This window comes from Proteiniphilum acetatigenes DSM 18083 (assembly GCF_000380985.1).
Lineage (GTDB): Bacteria > Bacteroidota > Bacteroidia > Bacteroidales > Dysgonomonadaceae > Proteiniphilum > Proteiniphilum acetatigenes.
The window spans coordinates 1-26563 of the sequence record NZ_KB905714.1 but is presented as its reverse complement, the minus strand read 5'-3'; the positions used below and the strand labels follow the sequence as shown (position 1 = coordinate 26563).

Sequence of the window (26563 nt, the reverse complement as noted above, 5' to 3'; positions counted from 1 at the left end):
CATATCTCCCTAATTGTAGGAAATTAATCCTGCCGGGAATGACCAGATACAAAATAAACGTCTCCATAAGGAATGATTTGAAACTTTTGTTTAACTTCGTGGTTAGTTCAATTAGAACATCACCGCAGATACCTCTATATTGGTTAAGTATGCTGGTTTTATCCATCTTTAATAGACTTTGATCAGCTATAAAGATACTGATAATCAGCTGCTTAACCATCTTTTTTATGTTAAACTATGTTATGTAAATCATTGAATTTTAATTAGTTAATTGAATATTTACCGAAGTATTGATAATATAGATATGAAAAAAATAAATTATACCATAATAGCTGGAGTGATTGCAATACTATTGATCGCAGCCGGTTGTTCCAACGACATTCTGGAAGAGAAGCCCCGCTCTATCTATGAGCCGGGATTCTTCAAAACCGAACAGGGTATTCAGTACGGATTGACCTCTTTATATGCCCATACCCGTTACTTTTTGGGGCAGTACTATTATGCTGCCGCACAAAACGGTACCGATGAGTATACCTATGCTCAGAGTGCGGATAATAACTTTAAAGATACGGACATGTCGGGCGTAGGCTCTCTGAATCCTTCCAGTAGCCGTTCCGATGCTCTCTGGAATGCAGTCTATTCCAATATCAATACCGCCAGCGGTATTATAGAAAATGCAAGCGAAGTGGGACTGTCGGAAGAACTGATTTCCGAGGCCCGGTTCTGGCGCGCATATGACTATTTTCTCCTGGTACAGACCTTTGGCGGCATACCCCTCGATCTGGGAGCGGGTGAGCTGAAATTCAACACCTCCCCTTCACGTGTTTCAGTTCGTAATACAGTGCCCGAAGTCTATACGAGAGCGGTTTTTCCCGATCTGAAAATATCCATTGACAACCTTCCCGAAACAGGACGTGTAACCGGTGGAGTGACAAAAACCGCTGCCCGTCTGTTCTTGGCAAAAGCCTATCTCACCTATGCCTGGTGGCTCGAAAATCCGAATAATATTCCCACCTATCCGGAGGTAGCCCGTACAGACCCTGATGGTCACGACGCTGCCTGGTATTTTCAGGAGGCCTATAATATAGCTTTACAGGGGATCAATAATCCGGGTTCTTTCGGGTTGCTCGATTATTTCTACGATGTGCATCTCGGCAGCAACGACCGCAATAAAGAAATTGTACTTTATTCCGATCATATCGAGGATGAATATTACAATCAGGCAAGCTTATCATGGTCTAACGGAGGTGCCCCCGAGAATTTTGCCGTATGGTTTGTTACTTCCAACTATGGTAACATCCGTAGTTCCGCAGACGGAACAACCTATGGAATCTCATCCGTACAGCGTGACGCGGCACAATGGGGCGGTCGTCCGTGGACCCGTATGGCGCCAACCATTGAGGCCTATACCGAGACATTTGACGATAAATCGAATGACAGCCGCTTCGACGGAACATTTGCAACCGTTTATTACGGAAACTGGGCAAAAGCAGGGATAAGTAACGAATTCCTGTATAATGCAAACGGTCTGCCGGTAAGAAACGGAGAGCCGGTACTTACTTTCCTCGATGAAGAACCCGGAGTAGCCGTAACTTATCCTGCAGGTGCAGGACCGAGTAACGTGGGAGCCGGCACTCTGCCCGGCAGAGCCGATTGGGTAATTGCTCCAAGCGGGATCAGCCGTATCTATTATCCCGGTTTATGGAAATTGGGAACCTACCGTACCGATAGTGGCACAGGCCTCGGACAACCCAATGGTGCAATTACACGTCCATGGAATATTGCCAAGTTCTCCGAGTTCTATCTGATTGCCGCAGAGGCGGCTGTGAAAGGTGCCAGCGGATCCATGACCGCACGTCAGTTGGTGAATGTGCTTCGTGCCCGTGCCGGTATGTGGCGCTGGAAGAATAACGGGAATTATGAAAAGATCGAGGACAACAGTACCGCGATGGTCGCAGCAACACCCGCTGTAATTGATATCGATTATATTCTGGAAGAACGGAGCCGTGAATATTTTGGAGAAGGTTATCGCTGGTATGACCTGGTACGTACCCAGAAATGGGCAGAGTTAGCCGGATCCTATACTATATGCGGAGATGCTGCCGGTGATCACACCCCTGTAACTTATACCCGGGATATCCAGCCTTTCCACTATTTGCGTCCCATACCACAAAGTCAGATTGACGGTATGACGATGAGCGATGAAGAGAAGAAGGCCTATCAAAACCCCGGGTATTGATAATTTTTTCTGTATAAGTGATCGGAAGAGGGTGAATTCTAAATCACCCTCTTTTTTTGTGTGCTGTACACGATTAGTAGCTTGATGGTGCAAGTCCGCTACGGGGGAGGCGATCAGCCGTTAGCTGTAATATGGTCTGTTAATTTATTTTTGTTATTTTTTCTGTTTGTTTTGATTCTTGTTTGATAAAAATGAGTAAATTTGTATTCAATAAAATTTACTATATATGTATTATGTACAATAAGTAATTTTTATTTATGTCTAATAATATTGTATTATATGATTATAATATACTGATAATTAATATATAATATATTTTATTATTGTAAAAAATACATGAAGAAAATAAGCCTGATCTAACGGATGGTAAAAGTAATTACCTGATGAACCTCCTGAAACAGCAGGGAATGATTATGGACGTATGAGGGAGATAGGAAAGAGTATAATACTGAAAATTCACTAATCTATTACCGATAGTTGCTTATCGTATAAGGATTTATTAAATTAAACAAATGAAAAAATGAGATGAAAAAGCAAATTTTAAATCTATCGAAAGGGATTTTGTTCCTGTTACTGTGTGCATTTTCCCAACAGGTATTTGCCCAGAATGTTACCGTGAGAGGAACGGTTGCCGACACAAGAGGTGAGCCGTTGATAGGGGTGACCGTTCAGGTGCAGGGAACGTCAATCGGTACGGTAACAGACATAGAGGGTAATTTTACATTGCCAAATGTACCTTCCAATGCTACGTTAGATGTATCTTATGTGGGGATGCGTCCCGAGACAGTCGCCCTGAACGGGAGAACAACTGTAAATGTAGTGATGCAGGAGGATACCGAACTGTTGGAGGAATTGGTTGTGGTCGGTTACGGCCAGATGAGACGTAGCGATTTAACCGGCGCAGTTGTTTCCGTGACGGATGCGGCCATTAAAAAATCAATTCCCACATCTATTGACCAGGTTTTGCAAGGACGTGCCGCCGGGGTGCAGATACAGGCAAACTCCGGTACTCCGGGTGCCAGTTCGGCTATACGCATCCGGGGAACGAACTCTTTGAATGCAACCAACCAACCTATTTTCGTGATTGACGGAGTCATCGTGGATTCGTCGACCGACAGCGATTCCAGTAACCCGCTCTCCAGCATTAATCCCTCGGATATTGTTTCCATGGATATATTGAAGGATGCTTCCGCAACAGCCATTTACGGTGCACGTGCTTCCAACGGTGTGATCATGATTACCACGAAACGGGGAAAGGCGGGCGAATCAACCGTTACATACGATGGGTATGTAGGATGGCAGGAAATGCCTAAGCAGTTAGAAATGTTGAATCTGCGGGAATACGCGATCCATCATAACGACCGTGCGGCACTCGGGTTGGTGGATCAAAGCAGCGCCTTTGTCCGCCCTGACCTTCTGGGGGAAGGGACAAACTGGCAGGACGAATTGTTCCGTAAAGCAGCCATGACGAGCCATAATCTTTCCGTAGGCGGAGGGACTGAAAAAACAACGTATGCTTTCAGCGGAGGTTACCTTAATCAGGACGGTATTGCCCTGGGGTCCGGCTTTCGCCGTCTTTCCCTGCGTTCGAATATCGACACCCAGATTAAATCGTGGTTACGTGGCGGTGTGAATTTCTCTTTTGCCGAATCCAAGCAAGATGTCGGAACCGATAATAACACGATTATGAGTGCATTGCTTCAACAGCCTACCGTGGCCGTTACCTCCCCCGACGGTTCATTCGACGGGCCGGACGATGTCTGGATGCCGGATAATCCCGTAGGTCTTGCTTCCATCCGCACCAACAATAACCAGAAAACCAATTTCCGTTTCAACACCTATCTGGATGCTGCTTTGTATGAAGGATTGACATTCAGGACGGAGGTTTCGTATGATTATAACTTCAATAAATACTATTATTATCAACCCGATTACCAATTCGGCATCAAGACGAGTGATACACGCACTTCCCGGTGGACCAAGACCGATACCAGATACTGGTCGTGGCGGAATATCCTGACTTACGACGCAAGGTTGGCTGAAAAACATGCGCTCAATGTGATGGTCGGTCAGGAAATGTCACAATCGAATTGGGAAAACCAGGTGGGAACCGCTACGGGGTTCCTGACAAACACAACACCCGACCTGAGTGCCGGGGATATTACCTCCTCCACAACTACCGGTTCGCGTATAGCCAACTCCATCGCTTCGTTTTTCGGGAGGACTTTCTATTCGTTCGACGACCGTTATTTATTGACCGCAACGATCCGCCGGGATGGTTCTTCCAAATTTGCGAAAGGCAATAAGTGGGGATGGTTCCCCTCTTTGGCATTCGCCTGGCGTGCATCCCAGGAATCATTTTTACTGGACAACAGGACTATCGATAATTTGAAACTCCGTACCGGCTGGGGGGCAACCGGTAACCAGAATGTCAATGATTATGCCTATATGGCATTGCTCTCCTTTAAAACCACTCCCTGGGGTACCGGCGTATTGACGGGGAATACGGCCAATCCGGAACTGACATGGGAAACCACTTATTCCTATAACGTGGGCGTCGATGTGGGATTACTCGACAACCGTATCGAGTTTATCGGCGACCTTTACTATAAGAAAACCAATAATCTGCTGCTGCAACTTCCTTTGCCGGCCTATCTCGGGTCAAGCGGACAGGGAGCGGCCGCGAATCCGTGGGGAAATGTCGGTTCCCTTGAAAATAAGGGAATTGAGCTTACCCTGAATACCACCAATATCACAAATAAAGATTTTATGTGGACTTCCAATCTGGTATTCTCCCTTAACCGTAACAAGGTGCTCGAACTCGATACCGACAACTCTTCCATCGAAAAGAGTTATCAACCCAGCTCTACCAATTATATTGTTACGAAAACAACCGTGGGACAGCCTATCGGTCAGTTCTGGGGATACAAGGTGATCGGGCGTTTCGACGATGCAACCGATTTCTATTACAAGGATGCCGATGGCAATGTAAGACAAGTGGCGATCCCCGAGGGCAATACGATTGCGAAAAACAGTACCTGGATTGGTGATTATATCTACGAGGATATCAATAACGACGGCAAGATCAATAATGAGGATGCCACGTTTATCGGTAATCCGGAACCCAAATTCACGTACGGTATCGGGAATACCTTTTCTTACAAAGGTGTGGATCTGACAATATTCTTCTCGGGCTCTTACGGTAACAAGGCGCTGAACCTGACCCGTTACCGGATTGAAGATCCCCGCTCCAATGCCAACATTCTTAAATCTTCGCTGGATTATGCCAGAGTCGCACTGATTGACCCCAACGGGCCGGCAGAAGATTACCGTAATCTTCATGTAGTAGGCGGCTCCCCGACAATGCCTGCCCTGCAGGAGTCCGATGCAAACAATAATTACTCCCGTGTGAGTGACCTGCTCATAGAGGATGCTTCGTATATCCGTCTCCAGAATATATCAGTAGGGTATACGCTCCCGCAGGAATGGGTCAGAAGGATATACCTCAGCAATGTGAGGATATATGCCAACATCCAGAATATATATACATGGACCAAATATAAAGGACTTGATCCGGAAGTAGGTTCCATGTACGGCGATGCGTTGATGACCGGTGTGGATTACGGGCGTTATCCTTCGCCCCGTATCTATACTATCGGGTTAAATGTTTCATTCTGAATTTAAAAAGAATTATACAATGAAAAATAGTACAATATTCATCATAGCGGCGTTAAGCGGTTTCCTGGCATTGACCTCCTGCGAAGATTTCCTGACGCACGATAATACCACAAATGCCAACCAGGAGACGTTCTTCGATAGTGACAAGGCTGTAGCAGCGGCTACCGCACCTTTATACAATTATGTGTGGTACAGCTTCAATGAAAAGTTCTACTACGGGATGGGCGACGGTCGCGCCAACAACATTACGGCCCGCTGGTCTCCCTATATCTATCCTTATACCAATTTCACCGAAACAGCGCTAAGCGAAGGGCTGGAAGAAGCATGGGGATCTCTTTATTCAGTAGTGGCACAGTCCAATTATACCATCAATAATATCCGGCAGTATTCCGGCCCGCAAGTGAGTGAAGCCGCTAAGGTGCAGGCCTATGCCGAAGCACGGTTTATGCGCGGACTGGCCTACTGGTATATCGGTTCTTTGTGGGGGAAAGGCATCATCTACGAAAATACGGCCGAAATGGTCAATAATTCCGTGGTTCCCGCCCATCGGGGTGTTGATGTCATAGAATTTGCGATCCGCGATCTGGAATATGCGGCAGCCAATCTGTCAAGAACGGCTTCGAATGAAGGACGTGTCACCTGTTACAGCGCTTATGGGATATTATCCCGCGTTTATCTTTCCATGGCGGGGCTGACCTCGGAAGGTGAGTACAACGGTAACAATATTGCTACTGACTTTAACCGCGGCACACGCAATCCCTACTATCTGGATCTTGCCCGCAGGGCGGCCCTGAAGGCAATAGAAGAAGGGCCTTACTCATTGCTTGGCAATTATGGTGACCTCTTTGCCGTATCCACCACCAACAACAACAGCGAATCTGTTTTCCAGCTACAGTGGCTACAGGGCAGCACCGACGCGATCGGTTGGGGAGCCAATAATCCTATGCCGGCCTTCTTTTCCTGGTCGACCATGGTGGGCGAGACGAACTGGGGAAATGCGACCTATGCTTCCTACGACCTTGTACAGGCTTATGATAAACAGGATAGGATCCGGCGTCATTATACGATTGCCACAGTTGGGGAGGAATATCCGGACCTGAATGTGAAGAATGGTGGGTACATCTACAACGAGACCGAAAGCGGATATGAAGGAAAGTGCAACATCAAGAAATATGTGATCGGCAAGATTGATGACAACGGCCAGAGCTATCAACAGAGCAGCGGCCTCAATACCTATATGATGCGTCTGGCCGAAGTGTACCTGAACCTGGCCGAAGCGATTCTCGGAAACAATGCGGTTACTACCGACGCTACCGCACTTACGTATGTGAACCTGATCCGTGGGCGTGCCGGCATGCCGGCATTGGGATCCATCACCTACGAAGATCTCCGGTATGAACGTCGCATCGAACTTGCACTGGAGGGCCAATATTGGTATGATCTTGTGCGGCGTGCCTATTACAGGCAGCAGGAAGTAGTCAACTATTTAAATAATCAGGATAGAAACGCAGGCTACGAATGGGATGAAACCGAAGAAAGCCAATATGCCAAAACCGGTGAAGGGACAGGGGTTGCCGTTGCAACGGCCGCTAATCTGGTGTTGCCCATATCGGATGTGGACCGCGGACGGAATCCGCTCCTGAATAACGATCCCGTAGCGTTTGAGTTCGGAGAAAAAGAAGTTACGGTTTCCGATTTGTTTAACTAACCAACTGAAATAAAAAGGATATGAAAAATTCAAACTATATATGGTTATGGTGTCTGGTATTTTTGTCTGTAGGGTTCGTTGCGTGCAATAACGAGGATGAATACTTTGACGGCAAATACCAGGACATGCCGATCGTAATAGATCAAATTTATCTGGAAGATCATGAATCTTCAGTCCCTGACCGACCTGTTGATTTCGCCCGTCTGGGCCAACTGATCCGTGTGGAAGGGAAAGGATTGTATGGCATGAAAAAGGTGTATGTCAATGGATATGATACGTATTTCAACCGTGCGTACGTAACAGATAACTCTATGCTCATCCAGATCAACAGCAGTACTCCCGTTGTCGATGCGGATCCCGATGTACGCGATATCATCCGTTTTATAAAAGACAGAACGGAGACCAGTTACACGTTTACCATACGGGCGGCCTCTCCTTCCGTTACAAGCATCAGCAATACGCTGCCGAAAGCCGGTGAGACAGTATATGTCTATGGCAGGGGATTGCATGAGACCACGAAAATTACCCTTCCCGACGGAACCGAAATATCAAGTGGTATCGAGAGTGATGAAGACGGTGAGTGGTATTCATTTACAATGCCTTCGGATATCACCAAAGGCGGTTCGGTCTATTCGGAGGGTGCCAACGGTACGGCTGCTACGCCCGCCTATTTCAATAATACCGACTGCATGGTGCTTGATTTCGATGGGAATGGTACACAAGGATTCTGGAGTTGGAGTGAAACCGGTTCTATGATCAACGATGAAGATCTGGTCAATGATCCTCTGAACAGTGGTCGGGGTAAAAGTGTGCAGTTTGTTCCCGAGCGCCTGATCACGGCGGGCGGAATTGCTCCCGGGAAACCGCGTGCGGCCGAATGCTGGACAGCCGGGAATGACGATGATCGCGACGACTGGAGCCGCATGTACGCTTATATTCCTGCTACTACTCCCCTGACCGAAGTAGCCCTCCAGTTTGATGTGTACGTGCCTGAAGCGTGGATCGGTACGGGACAACTTCAGATAGCCCTGTTCAATAACTTCAACTTCTCCGGCATCGGGTCAGACGATGACGCTGCTTCCAAACAAGTCGCTTTCTATGTTCCCTGGATACAGGAAGGTAAGGTTGTACCGTTCACAACGGACGGATGGCAGACAGTAACGATACCGTTCAGTGATTTCAAAAAGTATGCGGCGCAAATAGAAAACAGAGAAACACCTGTTTTCCAGAATGTAGTAGATGAGCGCAATGCCTCTACATACAGGAATTTCGGTATCGGTTTTGTGAACACGGATTTCACCTATCAGGGCGTAAATGTGACGGCCACCACGTTTAATTCTCGTATCTATTTGGACAACTGGCGTGTAGTGCCTTGCAGGAGTATCACGATTTCGGATTATCCCGAAGACGAGACCGAATAAGCTTAATCGTAACAAATTAAAGAATAAGAATAATGAAACTACATAAAATCATTCTACCCATAGTGGCCGGTGCGCTCATGCTGAACAGTTGCGACGACCAGGTAATGGAATGGAAAACGCCCGACGGGCATAATCCTGTCAGCCCTTCGGAAATTCCCCTGAATCTGGCTGAAAAGATAGCCAATTATGATTTCATCAAGACGTATGTACCTGCGGGAATGACAGTAGCTGTCGGTATCGGTGCTGAATTGTACATAGATGATCCTGCTTATAAAGAAGTCGTGGACAATAACTTCCAGATGGTTGTAACAGGAAACGCCATGAAACACTCTTCAGTTGTGAGGAATAACGGCGACCTGGATTTTACCACCATCGACGCATTTATCAATACCCTTCCGGCAGATATGAAAATCTATGGACATACGTTACTGTGGCATACCCAGCAACGGCAGGCCTACCTGAAATCGTTGATCGCCCCGGAAGTGATCATTATCACGGATCCGGACGATGTACTGGAAAATATCATTGAAAACTCCGATTTCGAAAACGGTACAGTTAACCCCTGGAATTCCTGGGGAAACAGTTCTTCGAGAAGAATCTCAGCTCAGGGTGAAGGGTATGAAAGCGATTATGCCCTGATCCTGTCAAATCCTGCTGATGCCAATGCCTATAGTGCACAGGCAGCCTATGACCTTTCAGGATATCTGGAAGAGGGCGCTACATATGTATTCCAGTTTATGGCAAGATCCAACTCCGCCGCCGGACAGTTGCAGGTACAGGTGCAGAACAATCCTACTTACGGAAGTCAGGAAGGGTACAGCACGTTTGACGTTGGGACCTCGTGGGTATTATGCCAGAGTGAATTTACCTGCTCGTATGACAATGTGAACCGGGTATTGATTAATTTCGGGAAGGTTGCCGGAGATTATTATATTGATAATTTCAAATTCGGCAAAAAGATTGAAGAGAAAATGATCAACGTGCTGGGTGAAGACAGTAACTTCGAAAACGGAACGATCGGAGCATGGGGAGGATGGGGAAATAGTTCAACCCGTTCTGTCTCCGAGAAAGGAGAAGGCTACAACAGTGATTACTGTATGGTAATGGTTAATCCGAGTGATGCGGATTCATGGAGTGCTCAAACAGCTTACACGCTGCCGGCGGCATTGGAAGTTGGTAAAACCTATATGTATTCGGCAATGGTAAAAGCGACAGTGGTGAATCCGGACTTTACGTTTCAGGTTCAGCATCCGACATCTTACGACGGTGAAGGGTATGTAAGCGGTGAAACCGTTATCAATACGTGGATACCCATCGAAGGAGAATTTGTTTGTACAAAAGAAGGAATGAGCCGTCTTTGTATCAACTTTGGAAAAACAGCCGGAACCTATTATGTCGATAATATCAAGTTCGGAGAAAAAAAGGAAGTCGCTACAACCAGGTCTACCAGATCTTCAGGCATCACCTATGTGTACAAAACGGCCGAGGAAAAGAAAGCGGCTTTGCTGGACGCAATGGAGACGTGGATCAAAGGCATCCTGGAGCATACCGGCGAAAGAATTCAGGCGTGGGAAGTGATCAACGAACCCATTGCCGATAACAACCAATGGCGCGGTATCGGAGGCAACTTTATGAGTGAAGACTCCCATCCGGTAGAAGAGAACGGGCTGGAACTGAACTGGGAATCCGATCATTTCTATTGGGGCTATTACATCGGCCAGGAATATGCGGTGAAAGCGTTCGAGTATGCCCGCAAATACGCATCTGCCGGAACCAAGCTCTTCGTCAACGATTATAATCTGGAAAGCAATCCGGCAAAATTAAATGCCTTGATTGATTTTGTAAAGTACATTGAAGACAACGGGCAGGTAGTCGACGGTATCGGTACGCAGATGCACGTATCCGCCGATACGACCGCTACGTTCAAAACCAATGTCGATAATATGTTCCGGACAATGGCCAATACCGGAAAATTAGTTCGTGTAACAGAACTGGATGTGCGTTTAGGTACGGCCACTCCAAGCGCCGGACAACTGGAGATGCAGGCGTTGACCTACCAATACATCGCCGAATCTTATATCAAACATATACCGGAGTCCCAACGATCGGGCGTTACCATCTGGACGCTGACGGACCATCCGAGGGAACATGAGTATTGGTTGCCCGATGAGAGTCCCAACCTGTTCGACAGGGACTATGGACGGAAGCACGCCTATAAAGGATTTTGCGACGGCCTGGCCGGACGTGATGTGAGCGAGGATTTTTCCGGCGATGATTACGTGAATGTGTATACCGATGAAGAGGAGTAAAAATGGCTAAAGTAGTCATATAAGAAGCAAAATGGGAGGCAGAGGTCCCGTGGCCTCTGTCCCCGCATTTTGCATCCCTATTGTTGAATTGAATGAAGCAACCACCTGTGAGCATAAAAAGAAATAAACTCCGGAATACAATGAGAAGATACACGCTCTTCCGGATATTGCTGTTTATCCTGTTGCCTTTGCAGGCTCAGCACTCCATCCCCTATCTGCAGAAACAGGGAAGTGCTACCCAATTGATCGTCGACCAGGCGCCTTTTCTGGTATTGGGCGGTGAATTGGGTAACTCTTCCGCTGCGTCCGTCGAAGACATTGAGCGTATTTTTCCAAAATTGCGACGGATGGGACTCAATACTGTGCTGGTTCCTGCTTACTGGGATCTGACAGAACCGATGGAAGGAATATACGACTTTACGCTCACGGACAAAGTGATCCGACAGGCCCGTGAAAACCACCTGAAAGTTATTTTCCTGTGGTTCGGGGCCTGGAAGAATTCGATGAGCTGTTATGCGCCCCTCTGGTTGAAGGAGAATTATGAAAAATATCCCCGGGCACGCACCAAAGCCGGAAAACCGCTGGAAATAGCCAGCGCGTTTTCGGAAAATGTGTATCAGGCGGACAGCCGTGCTTTTACCCAATGGATTCAACACATTGCAGCCACCGATAAAGAGGAGGGAACGGTCATTATGATCCAGATACAGAACGAGATCGGCATGCTGGAAGATGCGCGCGATTATTCGGAGGTAGCCAATAAATTTTTTGAATCTCCTGTTCCCGGTGAACTGACGGATTACCTGAAGCAGAACCGGAAAACGCTATATCCTCAGATGCTTGAAAAATGGGGAGCCAACGGTTACAAAACAAACGGAAACTGGCAAGAGGTTTTCGGGGAAGATCTTTATACGGACGAATTGTTTATGGCATGGCACTATGCCCGTTACGTGGAACGGATGGCACAGGTAGCACGTTCTATCCATAGTGTGCCGCTCTTTGTCAATGCGGCCATGAACAGCCGGGGGCGAAAACCGGGTGAATACCCGTCCGCCGGCCCGTTGGCCCATCTGATCGATATCTGGCACTGTGCGGCGCCCGGTATTGACTTTCTTGCCCCGGACCTGTATGACGACGGTTTTCCCGCCTGGACGGCACAATATAAACTGCATAACAATCCGTTGTTCATCCCCGAGATCCGTCTGGCGGATAATAACGGTGTGAGAGCTTTCTATGTCTTTGGTGAACACGATGCCATCGGATTCAGTCCGTTCTCCATTGAGAACGGATCGGATGAAACATCGGTACCCCTGGTACAGGCGTATGCGCGGTTAGGAGAACTGATGCCGTTGCTGGTAAAATACCAGGGACGTGAACTGATGAACGGATTGCTGTTCGACCGGGAAAATAAGGAACGTATTCTGGAACGAGACGGGCTGAAGATCAATTGCCGCCACTTTTTTACCCTGCCCTGGGATCCGCGTGCTACCGACGGTAGCGAATGGCCGGAAGGAGGGGGGCTTATCCTTAAGCTGGGCGAATTGGAATACCTGGTTGCCGGAAGTGGGATTGTGATAGAGTTTGAAACGGAGAGTGAGAACCGAATACGCAGAAGTCTGGGCGAAGACGGCTTCGCCGTTGCCGGCGGTGAGCCTCTGCCGGCAACGGCCTGGGACGGTGGTTCACGGATCGGCATCGGCTATGTGGACGAAGTGCGGGTAGAGGAGGACGGAACGTTGCGATATGTACGTCGTCTGAACGGAGACCAGACCCATCAGGGACGCCATGTGCGCATCCCGGTAGATGATTTCAGCATTCTCCATGTAAAATTATACGAATACAGATAATGAAAATCGGATGTATACAAGGTGACAGGGATAACGCCTGAGAGTGAACTAAAAGTGAATAGTGAAAAATGATTGATTCGGAATAGTATCTTCCAACCGGAGGATGAAATTTTGAATATTGAATTTTAAATTTTGAGTATGAAATATCGTCTGATCCTTTTTTTGATCCTCTCCTGTGTCTTCCTGAGCGAAGCGAAGGTAACCCTGCCTGTGCTGGTTTCGGATGGAATGGTGTTGCAGCGCGACCGGGATATAACCATTTGGGGAACTGCCGATGCCGGGGAAGCGGTGAAGATCCGTTTTTTGGAAAAGAATTACACGACGGTGGCCGATACCGGCGGGAACTGGTCGGTAATACTCCCTCCGGTAAAAGCGGGAGGGCCTTATGTGATGACCGTGAACGAGTTGGAGATCAGGGATATTTTAATCGGCGATGTATGGCTTTGTTCCGGGCAATCGAATATGGAGCTCCCCGTCGGCAGGGTCATGGATTTGTACCGGAAAGAAGTGGAGAGTTACGCTAATCCGATGATCCGGCATATCAAAGTGCCGTTGGCATATAATTTCCATTATCCGCAACAGGATATAAACCCTACTTCATGGCAGGAACTGACACCGGAGAATGCACTGTCCTTCTCGGCGGTCGCCTACTTTTTCGCAAAGGAACTGTTCGAAAAGACAAAAACGCCCGTAGGATTGATCAATGCCAGTGTAGGTGGGTCACCTGCCGAAGCATGGATTAGCGAAGAGGGGCTGACGGATTTTCCGCATTACCTGAACGACCGGGATATATGCCGGTCGGATGAATATGTGTCGGATGTTCAACAACTCGATCGGGAACGCCGGAATCTATGGAATGCCGTCCTTTATCGACAGGACGCGGGACTGAACGGAGAGCAGGAGTGGTTCTCACCCGGTTATGACGACAGTGGTTGGCAAGAGGTCGACCTGTTCGACAAGACCTGGGGAAGCGACGGCCTGAATTCGGTCAACGGCTCGCACTGGCTGCGGAAAGAATTCAGCGTACCGGCACATTCGCAGGGAAAACCCGCTGTGCTGCGGTTGGGTTGTATCGTCGACGCCGATTCGGTTTTTGTAAACGGTGTATTTGTAGGAACTACTGCTTATCAGTATCCCCCGCGTATCTATACGATCCCTACAAATCTCCTCAAAGAGGGAAAGAATACGATTACCGTCCGCCTGGTCAGCTATTCCGGTTATCCGGGATTTGTAGAGGATAAACCGTATAAATTGGTGTTCGACAACGAAGAAATAAGTCTGGAAGGTACCTGGAAATACAGGCAGGGAACGCGGATGCCGGCATTACCGGGTGAAACGTTTTTCCATTACAAGCCCACAGGGTTGTACAATGCGATGATCGCTCCCCTGCAACATTGGGGTATCAAAGGCGTGCTCTGGTACCAGGGTGAATCGAATACGGGAAGATACAGTGAGTATTACGGTCTGATGAAAGCGATGATCGGTGATTGGCGTAGCCTTTGGAAACAACCGGAGTTGCCGTTCCTGATCGTTCAACTGGCCGGTTTCATGCAGGATCCTCCCCATCCGGCCGAAAGCCATTGGGCGGAACTGCGGAATGTGCAGTTGCGATTGTCGCAAACGGTTCCGAATACAGGGTTGGCTGTAACCATTGATATTGGGGAGTGGAATGATGTCCATCCGCTGAATAAAAAAGAGGTAGGCCACAGGTTATTCCTGGGTGCACGTAAAATCGTGTATCGGGAAAAAATCGTAAGCTCGGGCCCTGTTTATAAAGAAATGAGGATTGAAGGAGATAAGATTATCCTTACCTTTACAGAAACCGGAAGCGGACTGATTGGCAAGGACGGGCCGTTGAAACATTTTGCCATTGCCGGAAGCGACCGGAAATTTGTCTGGGCGGAAGCAACGATCAAAGGCAATGAGGTGATCGTCAGCAACAGGGAAGTACCCCATCCGGTAGCTGTTCGCTATGCATGGAGCAACAACCCGGAAGAAGCGAATTTACGGAATAAGGAGGGGCTGTTAGCCTCCCCGTTCCGGACAGATGATTGGTAGTTTCGCATGAGTAAAAGTAGAAAAATAGAATTATACAGATGAAAAAAATATTGCTATTCAGTCTATTGGCAGGATTTTTCCTTCCTGCCTTATTCGGTCAGGTGCATTACGAACATCCGTTCCAAAACCCTGACCTGCCCATTGAAGAGCGGATAGAGAACCTCTTGGGTCTGCTGGATCCCGAGGAAAGAGTCGGCCTGATGATGATGAATTCAAAGGCTGTCCCCCGGCTTGGAATACCCGAATACGACTGGTGGAACGAAGCCTTGCACGGTGTGGCGCGAGCCGGCCTGGCCACTGTATTCCCCCAGGCTATCGGCCTGGCGGCTACATGGAACGAACCGGAACACCTGAAAACATTCGAGATCATCTCCGATGAGGCAAGGGCCAAATACAACCAATTTGTTCGCGAAGGGAAACGCGGGCGCTACCAGGGGATCTCTTTCTGGACCCCGAATATCAATATCTTCCGCGACCCACGCTGGGGACGGGGACAGGAGACGTACGGAGAAGACCCCCACCTGACCGCCCGCCTGGGAATAGCCGCCGTCAAAGGATTACAGGGAGATCATCCTGTATATTACAAGACCCATGCCTGCGCCAAGCATTTTGCGGTCCATAGCGGCCCCGAATGGAACAGGCATTCATACAATGCGTTGGTCTCCGGACGTGATTTATGGGAAACCTATCTCCCCGCTTTTGAAGCGCTTATCCGTGAAGCCAATGTCCGCGAAGTAATGTGCGCCTACAACGCTTACGACGGTCAACCCTGCTGCGGCAGTGATTTGTTAATGCTGGATATCCTGCGAAACAGATGGGGATACCAGGGTATGGTAGTATCCGACTGTTGGGCCATCAACGATTTCTTCATGGAAAATCATCATGCCACTCACCCAACTCCTGCCGCCGCTGCTGCCGATGCGGTTATCCATTCCACCGACCTGGAATGCGGCCCTGTATATGAGAATCTGACAAAAGCATTGGAGCAAGGACTGATCACACAAGAGCAGATTGACACCTCCCTGCGCCGTGTGCTACGCGGATGGTTTGAACTGGGCATGCTCGACCCGGCCGACAGGGTACCCTGGAGCAATCTGCCCTATTCCGTCGTAGATTCCCCGGAGCACCGCGAACAAGCGGTGAAGGTGGCCCGAGAATCGATGGTGCTACTCAAAAACGACAATGAAACATTGCCGCTAAACAAAAATATAAAGAAGATAGCCATTCTTGGCCCCAATGCCACCGATAGCGTGATGTTATGGGGCAATTACAATGGAATTCCTTCCAGTACGGTAACTATTGCAGAGGGAATCCGCAGGAAACTTCCCCTTGCGGAAATCATGTATGACAAAGGTTGTGACCTGGTTGATCCGTGGGTCAGGGCATCCCTTTATGATAACTTAAAGAGTGCCCCACAGGGAGAAAAAGGATTGGAAGTCAGGTTTTACAACAACAGTACTTTCAGCGGGGAAGCTGCCGCGACCGTTATCAATGCCACAGGCATCCATTACAGCAGTCACGGTGGTACTGCCCTGGCACCGGGTGTGGAGAGGGAAAATACATCGACACGCATTTCCGGCTTGTTTACCGCACCCTATACGGGAGAAGTGGTGTTCTCGGCCCATGCTTCGGATGGTTACAGATTGTTTATCGACGGGAAAGAGGTGCTGTCGCGCCAGGGACGGGAAGCAACCGTTCCCGCCGAATATGCGGTAAATCTTGAAAAGGGTAAAGACTACCAGATTGTACTCGAACATATTCAGAAGGGTCGGAATGTAAGTATCGGTTTTGATGTATTCCGAAAAGAAAAAGCGGACTTCTCCAACCTGATAGGGAAATTAAATGATGTGGATGCCATCATTTACGTCGGAGGACTATCGCCGAGTCTCGAAGGAGAAGAGATGCCGGTCAATGCCGAAGGCTTTAAAGGCGGGGATAAAGTGTCGATCGACCTACCCAGAATCCAACGTGAATTTCTTGCTGAATTAAGAAAAACAGGTAAACCTGTCGTCTTTGTCCTGTGCACCGGTAGCGCGCTCGCACTGGAACAGGACGAACATAATTACGACGCTTTGCTTTGTGCCTGGTATGGCGGACAGGCAGCCGGAACCGCCGTTGCCGATGTGTTGTTTGGGGATTATAATCCCGCAGGACGACTGCCGGTCACTTTTTACAAGACCCTGGAACAGTTGGACAATGCCCTGTCCAGGCATGATGATCCGCAACGTCAGGGCTTCGAAAATTATGATATGGAAGGAAGGACCTACCGCTATATGAAGGAAACGCCGCTATATGCGTTCGGCCATGGGCTGAGTTATTCGACATTTACTTACGGAGACGCCGGGATAAACCCGGAAGAAATCAAGAGAAACAAAGAGATAGCCGTAACCATCCCCGTGACAAATATTTCTACCCGCGACGGCGACGAGGTGGTGCAAGTATATGTCAGGCGGAATAACGATCCCGAGGCTCCCAACAAGTCGTTGAGGGCGTTCCGGAGGATACACCTCAAAGCGGGTGAAACCCGGCATGTGGAGTTAACCATAAGCCCCGAAGCCTTTGAGTTCTACGATGGCAACGTTGACGGGTTGGTTATGAAACCGGGAAGTTATACCATCCTGTATGGAGGAACATCGGATGAAATCAATCAAAAACAGATAGAAGTGAAGGTGAAATGACTGTACACAGCCGACCCGGTATAATGACAAGGTGATAGTCGTTGGAAGTTGGTTGAAGGATGATAATTGAACGGAGTATTGAAGAAAAAAAGACTAAAAAAATAACAAACAAGAATGGAATCAGAAATGCTTAGACAGGGCGAATCGAGAGGTTTTTATAAACTATCCCGGATACAGCGTATCGGCTTTGGTTCGGGCGACCTGGCACAGAACCTTATCTATCAGACGGTATCGATGTACCTGCTGATCTTTTACACCAACGTCTTCGGATTGCCGGCCGCCACTGCTGCGGTGATGTTTCTGATCGTACGCCTGATCGATGTCATCTGGGACCCTATTGTAGGAGCTTTCGTGGATAAGCGGAATCCCAGGATGGGGAAATATCGCTCCTATCTGATATTGGGCGGTATTCCCCTCACCGGATTTGCCATTCTTTGTTTTTGGAACGGTTTCTCCGGTTCGTTGCTGTATGCCTATATCACCTATATCGGTTTGTCGATGTGCTATACCCTGGTCAATGTTCCCTATGGGGCGCTGAATGCATCACTTACCCGTGATACCGACGAGATCACCAAACTGACATCGGTACGTATGTTCTTGGCAAATCTCGGTGGTTTGGCTGTAGCTTATGGTATTCCCATCATCGTCAGAACATTTTCACCCGATGGAAAGATCAATTCGGCGGAATCCGGGAATGCATGGTTTATCACCATGACCATTTATGCGCTTGCAGGACTGGCTTTGTTAATCTTTTGTTATACCCAGACCAAAGAACGGGTCGTCATGGACGAGAAAGATATGGCACTCGTAAAAGTATCCGATCTATGGACGGAATTTGTACGTAACCGTCCCCTGCGGATCCTTGCATTCTTCTTTATTACGGCTTTCGCGATGATGGCTATCGGTAACTCTGCAGGGTCCTACTACATGATCTACAATGTGAATGCTCCCGATATGATGCCCTACTTCATGGCCTTGGGTTCCATCCCCGCGTTTATCTTTTTACCGATGGTACCGGCCATAAAGAAGGCTATCGGTAAAAAACAAATGTTCTATGTATTCCTTTCGATAGCGATTGCCGGAATGGGGATGCTGTATGTCATTTCAGTCGTTCCCGCACTCAAAACGCAGGTTTGGCTTGTCCTTGTCGCCCAATTCGTGAAATCTACGGGTGTAATCGTTGCCACAGGATATATGTGGGCGTTGGTGCCGGAAGTCATTTCATATGGTGAACATACAACAGGAAAGAGAATATCGGGAATCGTGAACGCTTTGACCGGGATCTTCTTCAAGGCCGGTATGGCATTGGGTGGGGTGGTTCCCGGGTTTGTACTGGCGTTTGTGGGGTTTGATGAAAGAAATCCTGTTTCACAATCTCCTTTCGTGGAGCAGGGTATTTTGTGGCTTGTAGCCGTTATTCCCGCATTGCTGCTTATCCTGGCTATGTTTATTATCTCGAGATATGAACTGGAAGATGATGTGATCGATAAGATCAATATAGAGATCGAAGAAAGACAGTTAAGTTAATGTGCTAATGTATTGATTTATTGATGTGTAAATTAAAATCAACAAATAAGTTAAATGGTTCATTGTTAATTATTTATTGCTAATTGAAAATTGAAAAATAAAAACAGAAACGATGAAAAAAGGAAATAACAAAACAGTCTGGACATTCCTCTTCATCTGCGTGGTGATGTTGGCAGGATGCAGTACACCGGAAAAAGAGACGGTGGCGCTGAAAGATGCGTATCAGGGTAAATTCCTGATGGGTGCGGCATTGAATGTCGACCAGATAGAGGGACGGGATAGGGCAGGTGTAGAGATCGTAAAACACCATTTTAATTCGATTACTGCCGAAAATTGCATGAAGAGCATGTACCTGCAACCGAAAGAAGGTGAATTCTTTTTTGAGGAAGCCGATAGATTTATGGAATTTGGGGAAGCGAACGGTATGCACATGGTCGGGCACACGTTGATATGGCACTCGCAGGCTCCCGATTGGTTTTTTACCGACGAGGAGGGGAATGATGTGTCACGCGATGTGCTGATCGAAAGGATGAGAAATCACATCACTACAGTGGTTGGTCGTTATAAAGGTCGTATACATGGCTGGGATGTGGTGAACGAAGCGATCCTGGAAGACGGGACATACCGCAACAGCAAGTTCTATTCCATCATAGGGGAAGAATATATCCCGCTGGCTTTTGAATTTGCACACGAAGCCGATCCCGATACGGAATTGTACTACAATGACTACGGTATGGGATTGGAAGGAAGAAGAAACGGAGTGGTCAGCATGGTAAAATCTTTGCAGGAAAAAAATATCCCCATCCACGGTATCGGAATGCAGGGACACATGGGCCTGGGTTATCCCGATATCAACGAATACGAGAAAAGCATCCAGGCCTATTCTGAACTCGGCCTGACAGTTATGATCACGGAGATGGATATCATCGTTCTCCCGTTCCCCAGTTCCGATGTAACTGCCGAAGTTTCGCTGAGTTACGAATACCAGCAGGAAATGAATCCGTATACCGACGGCTTGCCCGAACCGGTAGCTACGGTATGGGAAGAACAGTATGTGGATTTTTTCAAACTATTTCTGAAACATCACGACAAGATCAGCCGTGTAACCCTATGGGGTGTGAGTGATGCAACTTCATGGAGAAACGACTGGCCGATGCAGGGCAGGATGGATTATCCGTTACTTTTCGACAGGGATTATCAACCGAAACCGGTTGTAAATGAATTGATAAAATTAGGTAAAGAGCAATAATCTGAGATTTTGCTATTGATAGTAAGATAAACAATCATGATATTTGATTTGATAATTTACTGATTTACTGATTTACTGATTTGGAGATTTTTTGTGAATAATATGATCATTTCATCTACAAATCGCCAAATCAATCAATTAGAAACAGTCTTGTGTCTTGGTTCTTGAATCCTGGTTCTAAATTAAAATAATATGAAACAAGCAAGATATTTGGTGCCCCATGATTATATGGCCGATCCTTCGGTTCACGTGTTTAACGACAGGCTTTACATCTACCCTTCACATGACTGGGAAAGCGGTATCCCTGAGAATGATAATGGAGATCATTTCAATATGAGGGACTACCATGTTTTTTCACTCGATGACGTGGAACATGGGGAAGTGGCCGACCACGGAGTGGTATTGAGAACGGAAGATATTCCCTGGGCTGGCCGGCAGTTGTGGGATTGTGACGTAGCTTTTCGGAACGGAAAGTATTATATGTATTTCCCTCTGAAGGATAAAAATGATATCTTCCGTATCGGTGTAGCGGTCAGTGAGAAACCCGAAGGACCGTTCATTCCGCGGGAAAATCCCATCAAAGGAAGTTACAGCATCGATCCGTGTATCTGGCCTGACGAAGACGGGGAATACTATATGTACTTCGGTGGACTTTGGGGAGGCCAACTACAACGCTACCGGAACAACAAAGCCTTGGAATGTGCGGATCTGCCCGAAGGCGATGCATTGGCTCTTTGTCCCAAAGTTGTCCGGTTACGTGGAGATATGCTCGAATTTGCCGCCGAGCCGCGCGATCTGGTTATTCTGGATGAAAACGGGAAACCGCTTAAGGCCGGCGATACCGAACGCCGTTTCTTCGAAGCATCGTGGATGCATCAATACAACGGCAAATACTATTTCTCCTATTCGACCGGCGATACGCATCTTATCTGCTATGCTATTGGCGACAACCCTTACGGCCCGTTTACATACAAGGGAGTGATCCTTACACCCGTTGTAGGATGGACAACCCATCATTCTATTGTTGAGTTTAAAGGGAAATGGTATCTGTTTCATCACGATTGTGTCCCTTCGGGCGGCAAAACATGGTTGCGGAGCCTGAAAGTCGTTGAACTGGAATACAACGCGGATGGAACTATAAAGACTATTCAGGGTACAGTATAAGGAAGTGGTTAGGTGGACAGGTGGGAAGGAAGACTGGGAGAAGTGGGAGACTGGGGAGATTGGGGAGTTTGATGATCCGAAATTTATTAAGGTGAAATAATGAATAGAACCGTATTGTATATAGTATTCTCGTTGTGTATTTCTGCAGGGTGTCTGAAAGCGGAAGACGGAAGCCGTTTATGGCTGCGTGCCGAAATGACCGCCCAGGCTCAGGTGAAAGCCAACAGGGAAAGCCCGACCATAACCGTTGCTGTAGAAGAATTGAAAACGCAATGGAAGGGCGCACCGGTACAACTCCACATACACCGGAATAAAAAGCTGCGAAACCTGGGAAAGGACAGCTATATTATTTCCGGCGATAAACAAGCGGGAATCACTATTCAATCGGGTTCCGACATAGGATTACTCTACGGTGCCTACCATTTGTTGCGTTTACAGGAAACGCAAAACGACAACGGTGTGCTGCAGGTCGAAGAATCACCCGCATACGATTTGCGCCTGCTGAACCACTGGGATAACCTCAACGGGACAGTAGAGCGCGGATATGCCGGATATTCCATCTGGAAATGGGATGAACTCCCCGCAAAAATATCACCGCGATACAAGGAATATGCGCGGGCCAATGCTTCGATCGGCATCAACGGGACGGTACTGAACAACGTGAATGCTTCTCCCGATATATTGACAGAAGATTACCTGCAAAAAGTGAAAGTAATAGCGGATATTTTGCGTCCTTACGGTATAAAGGTCTATTTATCGGTGAACTTTTCATCTCCAAAAATATTGAGTGGGCTTTCCGGGTCTGATCCGCTGGATACCGGCGTGCAACGATGGTGGCGAAATAAGATCGGGGAGATATACCGTTTGATCCCCGATTTCGGTGGTTTTCTGGTGAAAGCCAATTCCGAAGGACAGCCCGGTCCCCAGGATTACGGTCGCACGCATGCCGACGGTGCCAACATGCTGGCAGACGCATTAAAGCCTTATGTCGGCATTGTGATGTGGCGGGCATTTGTTTATAATCCTACTCCGGAAGACCGTGCCAAGCAGGCTTATCAGGAGTTTATCCCGCTGGATGGGAAGTTTCGTGATAATGTGATTGTACAGGTAAAGAACGGGCCGATCGATTTCCAGCCGCGCGAGCCGTTCAGTCCGTTGTTCGGCGCGATGAAGCATACGGCGCTGATGCCCGAACTGCAGATCACGCAGGAATACCTTGGATTCTCCAATCATCTGGTGTTCCTGGCACCGCAATGGAAAGAATTCTTCGAAAGCGATACGTACTGCAACGGCAAAGGTTCTACCGTGGCGAAAACAACCGACGGAACATTATTCTCCCATCCGGTAAGCGCCATCGCAGGGGTAGCCAATATCGGACAGGATATCAATTGGTGCGGACATCATTTTGCGCAAGCGAACTGGTACGCGTTCGGCCGGCTGGCATGGGATCACGGGCTGACCGCAGATGAGATTGCGGATGAGTGGTTGCGCATGACGTTTACCCGGGACGAGGCTTTCGTTACTCCCGTGAAAGAGATGATGCTCGACTCATGGGGCGCCGCCGTCAATTATATGATGCCCCTGGGATTGCATCATATTTTCGCATGGGATCATCATTACGGGCCTGAACCCTGGTGCGATATCCCGGGCGTACGCCCCGACTGGCTTCCAAGGTATTACCACAATGCCGGCGAAGAAGGGATCGGGTTCGATCGCACGACCGGGGGCAGCGATGCCGTTTCGCAGTATCATGCTCCGTTAAAGGAATATTTCAACGATATCGCAACCTGCCCCGAAGATCTTCTCCTTTGGTTCCATCATGTGCCCTGGGACCATCCGATGAAGAACGGCCGTACTCTATGGGATGAGCTTTGTTATCGGTACGATACAGGTGTACAACAGGTGCGCGAATTCCAGAAAATATGGGACAGGATGGAGAATTATATCGACGGAGACCGTTTCCGTCATGTGCAGTCGCGGTTGAAAATACATGCGCACGATGCCGTCTGGTGGAAAGACGCCTGCCTCCTCTACTTCCAGACATATTCGGGCAGGCCGATCCCTTACGACATCGAACGGCCTATGCATGAACTGGACGATCTGAAAAAAATAAAACTGGATTTGAGACATCATAACTGAAACCTTACCTATGAGAAAGATCGTATATATAAGTACATTGCTCTATTTAGCGTTCGCGGCATGCAGTAATACGGACAAAACGAATTCCGCTGTGTTCAGGAATGCCGTTTATACCGGGAACGATGCCCGTTTCGATAAGGAGATCGACCCACAGCGGCAGTACTTCAATCCCATCCTGAGCGGGTTCTATCCCGATCCGAGTATCTGTCGCAAAGGAGACGACTTCTTTCTCGTCAATTCGTCGTTCTCGTATTATCCGGGAATCCCGATTTTCCACAGTCGCGACCTGGTCAACTGGACGCAAATAGGCTTTGTACTGAACCGGCCGTCACAACTGAAACTCGATGGTATCCGGCTTTCCGGCGGCATTTATGCACCGGCTATCGAATACAATCCGCACAATGATACCTTTTATGTCATCACGACATGCGTGGACGGGATCGGGAACTTTCTGGTCAAGACCGATGACCCGTTCAAAGGGGAATGGTCTGAGCCCATTACCCTTCCGGCAGTGGGAGGCATTGATCCGTCCCTGTTTTTCGATGAGGATGGATCGGGATACATTGTGAACAACGATGCTCCCCAGGGCGAACCCGAATATGACGGACATCGAGCCATATGGTTACACCGCTTCGATCCCGCAACGGATCAGACTTTCGGCGAAGCGAAGATGATCATCGACGGAGGGGTGGATAAATCGCAAAAACCGATTTGGATAGAAGGGCCGCACCTGTATAAAATAAACGGAAAATATTATTTGATGTGTGCGGAAGGAGGAACTTCTGTGAACCATAGGGAAGTAATCTTCAGTGCGAATAGCCTGGATGAATCGTTTATTCTCTATGAGAATAATCCGATCCTTACGCAGAAAGATTTACCGGAAGACAGACCGGAGATTGTGACCTCGACCGGACATGCCGATATCATAGAAACAGCGGATGGCGAATGGTATGCCGTTTTTCTGGGATGTCGTCCGTATAAAGGAAATTATTATTATACGGGCAGGGAAACATTTCTGTTGCCCGTTACATGGGAAAACGGGTTTCCCGTTATTCTGCCGCAAGGAGAATCTGTACCTGTGGTGGTCGATAAACCGGACCTGTCGCCCGCTCCGAACTTCCTGACGGGGAATTTCGTATGGGAGGATCGTTTCGGATCGAAGAAGCTTGGTTACGACTGGTTGTTCGTAAGAACGCCCATCGACCCATGGTGGAGGATCGAGGATGATGCAATGAAAATAGATGCCATACAAAGACGTATCTATGATATTGATAATCCGGCTTATATCGGAAGACGTATCCAGCACCTGGATTTTGAGTTTTCGGTGGAAATGGACTTTGTACCGCAATCCGAAACGGAATTAGCCGGAATATGTTGTTTCCAGAACGAAAAGTACAATATCATTCTGGGAAAAACAATGGACGGCGATCAACCCGTGATCGTCCTTTACCTTGCTGACGGAGAATCCGTGCCCGCTCGTCTGTATTCACAGGCCATCCCCGATGAATATGCCGCAACTCCGGTAATATTGAGTATAAAAGCAGAGAATACATATCTCCGTTTTGACGTCACATACGTGGATGGAACCCGGATGACCGTAGCGGAAGAGATCGATACGGCATTCCTGACAACCGAAAAAGCCGGTGGATTTGTCGGGGCAACGGTAGGTATGTATGCCACATCAGTACACCCGGGAAACAATTTCGAAAAATAGAAAATAGTATTATAACAGGAAAAAATAGTTTGGCGATGGAAAATTTATTCAGTATAGAGGGGAGAGTTATCGTTATTACGGGAGGTACAGGCGTACTGGGAAGTGTAATTGCATCCTACCTGGCAGGCCAGGGCGCCAGAATAGTTATCCTGGGGCGCCGGGAAGAGGCAGGCAGGGGGAGTGTAGACAAAATCAAATCGGAAGGCAAGGAAGCGCTGTTCCTGAGAACTGATGTGCTGGACGAAGCTGTGCTGGTACGGAACAGGGAAGAGATATTGGGACGGTACGGGCGTATCGACGCATTGCTCAATGCAGCCGGTGGGAATATGCCGGGAGCCAACATCAGTCCCGCACAAACCTTTTTCGATCTGGATCTGGATGAATTCGACAAGGTGGTCCGGTTGAACCTAACCGGCACCGTGCTGCCTTCCAGGGTTTTTCTCAAACCCATGGTGGAACAAAAAAAGGGGAATATCATTAATTTCTCGTCGATGGCCGCCTTCCGTCCGATGACACGCGTAGCCGGATATGCCGCGGCAAAAGCGGGGGTCACCAACTTCACGCAGTTCCTGGCCAATGAGGTGGCTGCCAAATTTGGCGAGGGGATACGGGTAAATGCCATAGCACCGGGTTTCTTTATCACCGAACAGAACCGGGATTTGCTCACAAACCCCGATGGTAGTTACACCCAACGGGGAGAGGATGTCATACGCCAGACGCCCTTCAAACGGATGGGAAAACCCGAGGAACTGTGCGGGGCAATCCACTATTTAGTGAGCGATGCCTCATCCTTTGTGACCGGGACAACCATCACCATAGACGGAGGATTCAACGG

Annotated in this window: 14 protein-coding genes and 1 pseudogene; 14 read left to right on the top strand and 1 reads right to left on the bottom strand. The window is 48.1% G+C overall.

The genetic code is table 11. The features are described 5' to 3' along the window. Positions 1-220, bottom strand: a pseudogene (locus F597_RS22755) (hypothetical protein); the annotation flags it as partial. Between the two features lie 84 nt (positions 221-304). Here F597_RS22755 and F597_RS0119205 point away from each other — a divergent pair. From F597_RS0119205 to F597_RS0119135, 14 genes are all read left to right on the top strand, one after another. Then, positions 305-2239: a RagB/SusD family nutrient uptake outer membrane protein gene (locus F597_RS0119205; RefSeq protein ID WP_026327673.1), complete on the top strand. Its 1935-nt coding sequence runs from the start codon at positions 305-307 to the stop codon at positions 2237-2239. Between the two features lie 525 nt (positions 2240-2764). Further along, positions 2765-5917, top strand: a complete 3153-nt coding sequence (locus F597_RS0119200) for a SusC/RagA family TonB-linked outer membrane protein (protein ID WP_019541378.1) — start codon at positions 2765-2767, stop codon at positions 5915-5917. Positions 5918-5936: 19 nt separating this feature from the next. Next, positions 5937-7625: a RagB/SusD family nutrient uptake outer membrane protein gene (locus tag F597_RS0119195; RefSeq protein WP_019541377.1), complete on the top strand. Its 1689-nt coding sequence runs from the start codon at positions 5937-5939 to the stop codon at positions 7623-7625. Between the two features lie 20 nt (positions 7626-7645). Beyond that, positions 7646-9046: a glycan-binding surface protein gene (locus F597_RS0119190; RefSeq protein ID WP_019541376.1), complete on the top strand. Its 1401-nt coding sequence runs from the start codon at positions 7646-7648 to the stop codon at positions 9044-9046. Positions 9047-9078: 32 nt separating this feature from the next. After that, positions 9079-11355 carry an endo-1,4-beta-xylanase gene (locus F597_RS0119185; RefSeq protein WP_019541375.1) on the top strand — a complete coding sequence of 759 codons (2277 nt, stop codon included), beginning with the start codon at positions 9079-9081 and terminating at the stop codon, positions 11353-11355. Between the two features lie 140 nt (positions 11356-11495). Further along, positions 11496-13199 (top strand): GH35 family beta-galactosidase, encoded by a 1704-nt coding sequence (locus F597_RS0119180; protein WP_019541374.1) that lies wholly within the window; start codon positions 11496-11498, stop codon positions 13197-13199. 138 nt (positions 13200-13337) lie between these two features. Beyond that, complete coding sequence (locus tag F597_RS0119175; protein WP_019541373.1) at positions 13338-15257, top strand: sialate O-acetylesterase; 1920 nt, start codon at positions 13338-13340, stop codon at positions 15255-15257. Between the two features lie 38 nt (positions 15258-15295). Further along, positions 15296-17935 carry a beta-glucosidase gene (locus F597_RS0119170; RefSeq protein ID WP_019541372.1) on the top strand — a complete coding sequence of 880 codons (2640 nt, stop codon included), beginning with the start codon at positions 15296-15298 and terminating at the stop codon, positions 17933-17935. A 114-nt stretch (positions 17936-18049) separates the two neighbouring features. After that, positions 18050-19462, top strand: coding sequence for an MFS transporter (locus tag F597_RS0119165; protein ID WP_019541371.1), 1413 nt, complete (start codon positions 18050-18052; stop codon positions 19460-19462). Positions 19463-19574: 112 nt separating this feature from the next. Next, positions 19575-20711, top strand: a complete 1137-nt coding sequence (locus F597_RS0119160) for an endo-1,4-beta-xylanase (protein WP_019541370.1) — start codon at positions 19575-19577, stop codon at positions 20709-20711. Between the two features lie 192 nt (positions 20712-20903). Then, positions 20904-21875, top strand: a complete 972-nt coding sequence (locus F597_RS0119155; protein ID WP_019541369.1) for a glycoside hydrolase family 43 protein — start codon at positions 20904-20906, stop codon at positions 21873-21875. A gap of 99 nt (positions 21876-21974) precedes the next feature. Continuing rightward, complete coding sequence (locus tag F597_RS0119145) at positions 21975-24014, top strand: hypothetical protein (protein WP_019541367.1); 2040 nt, start codon at positions 21975-21977, stop codon at positions 24012-24014. Between the two features lie 10 nt (positions 24015-24024). Continuing rightward, positions 24025-25728, top strand: a complete 1704-nt coding sequence (locus F597_RS0119140; RefSeq protein WP_019541366.1) for a glycoside hydrolase family 43 protein — start codon at positions 24025-24027, stop codon at positions 25726-25728. 35 nt (positions 25729-25763) lie between these two features. Then, the coding region (locus F597_RS0119135) for an SDR family oxidoreductase (RefSeq protein ID WP_019541365.1) at positions 25764-26563 on the top strand (800 nt) is incomplete at its 3' end.

Excerpts from the sequence above, each read along its gene's own strand:
- F597_RS0119205 (WP_026327673.1), top strand. The coding sequence starts at position 305 with ATGAAAAAAATAAATTATACCATAATAGCTGGAGTGATTGCAATACTA.
- F597_RS0119200 (WP_019541378.1), top strand. The coding sequence starts at position 2,765 with ATGAAAAAGCAAATTTTAAATCTATCGAAAGGGATTTTGTTCCTGTTA.
- F597_RS0119195 (WP_019541377.1), top strand. The coding sequence starts at position 5,937 with ATGAAAAATAGTACAATATTCATCATAGCGGCGTTAAGCGGTTTCCTG.
- F597_RS0119190 (WP_019541376.1), top strand. The coding sequence starts at position 7,646 with ATGAAAAATTCAAACTATATATGGTTATGGTGTCTGGTATTTTTGTCT.
- F597_RS0119185 (WP_019541375.1), top strand. The coding sequence starts at position 9,079 with ATGAAACTACATAAAATCATTCTACCCATAGTGGCCGGTGCGCTCATG.
- F597_RS0119180 (WP_019541374.1), top strand. The coding sequence starts at position 11,496 with ATGAGAAGATACACGCTCTTCCGGATATTGCTGTTTATCCTGTTGCCT.
- F597_RS0119175 (WP_019541373.1), top strand. The coding sequence starts at position 13,338 with ATGAAATATCGTCTGATCCTTTTTTTGATCCTCTCCTGTGTCTTCCTG.
- F597_RS0119170 (WP_019541372.1), top strand. The coding sequence starts at position 15,296 with ATGAAAAAAATATTGCTATTCAGTCTATTGGCAGGATTTTTCCTTCCT.
- F597_RS0119165 (WP_019541371.1), top strand. The coding sequence starts at position 18,050 with ATGGAATCAGAAATGCTTAGACAGGGCGAATCGAGAGGTTTTTATAAA.
- F597_RS0119160 (WP_019541370.1), top strand. The coding sequence starts at position 19,575 with ATGAAAAAAGGAAATAACAAAACAGTCTGGACATTCCTCTTCATCTGC.
- F597_RS0119155 (WP_019541369.1), top strand. The coding sequence starts at position 20,904 with ATGAAACAAGCAAGATATTTGGTGCCCCATGATTATATGGCCGATCCT.
- F597_RS0119145 (WP_019541367.1), top strand. The coding sequence starts at position 21,975 with ATGAATAGAACCGTATTGTATATAGTATTCTCGTTGTGTATTTCTGCA.
- F597_RS0119140 (WP_019541366.1), top strand. The coding sequence starts at position 24,025 with ATGAGAAAGATCGTATATATAAGTACATTGCTCTATTTAGCGTTCGCG.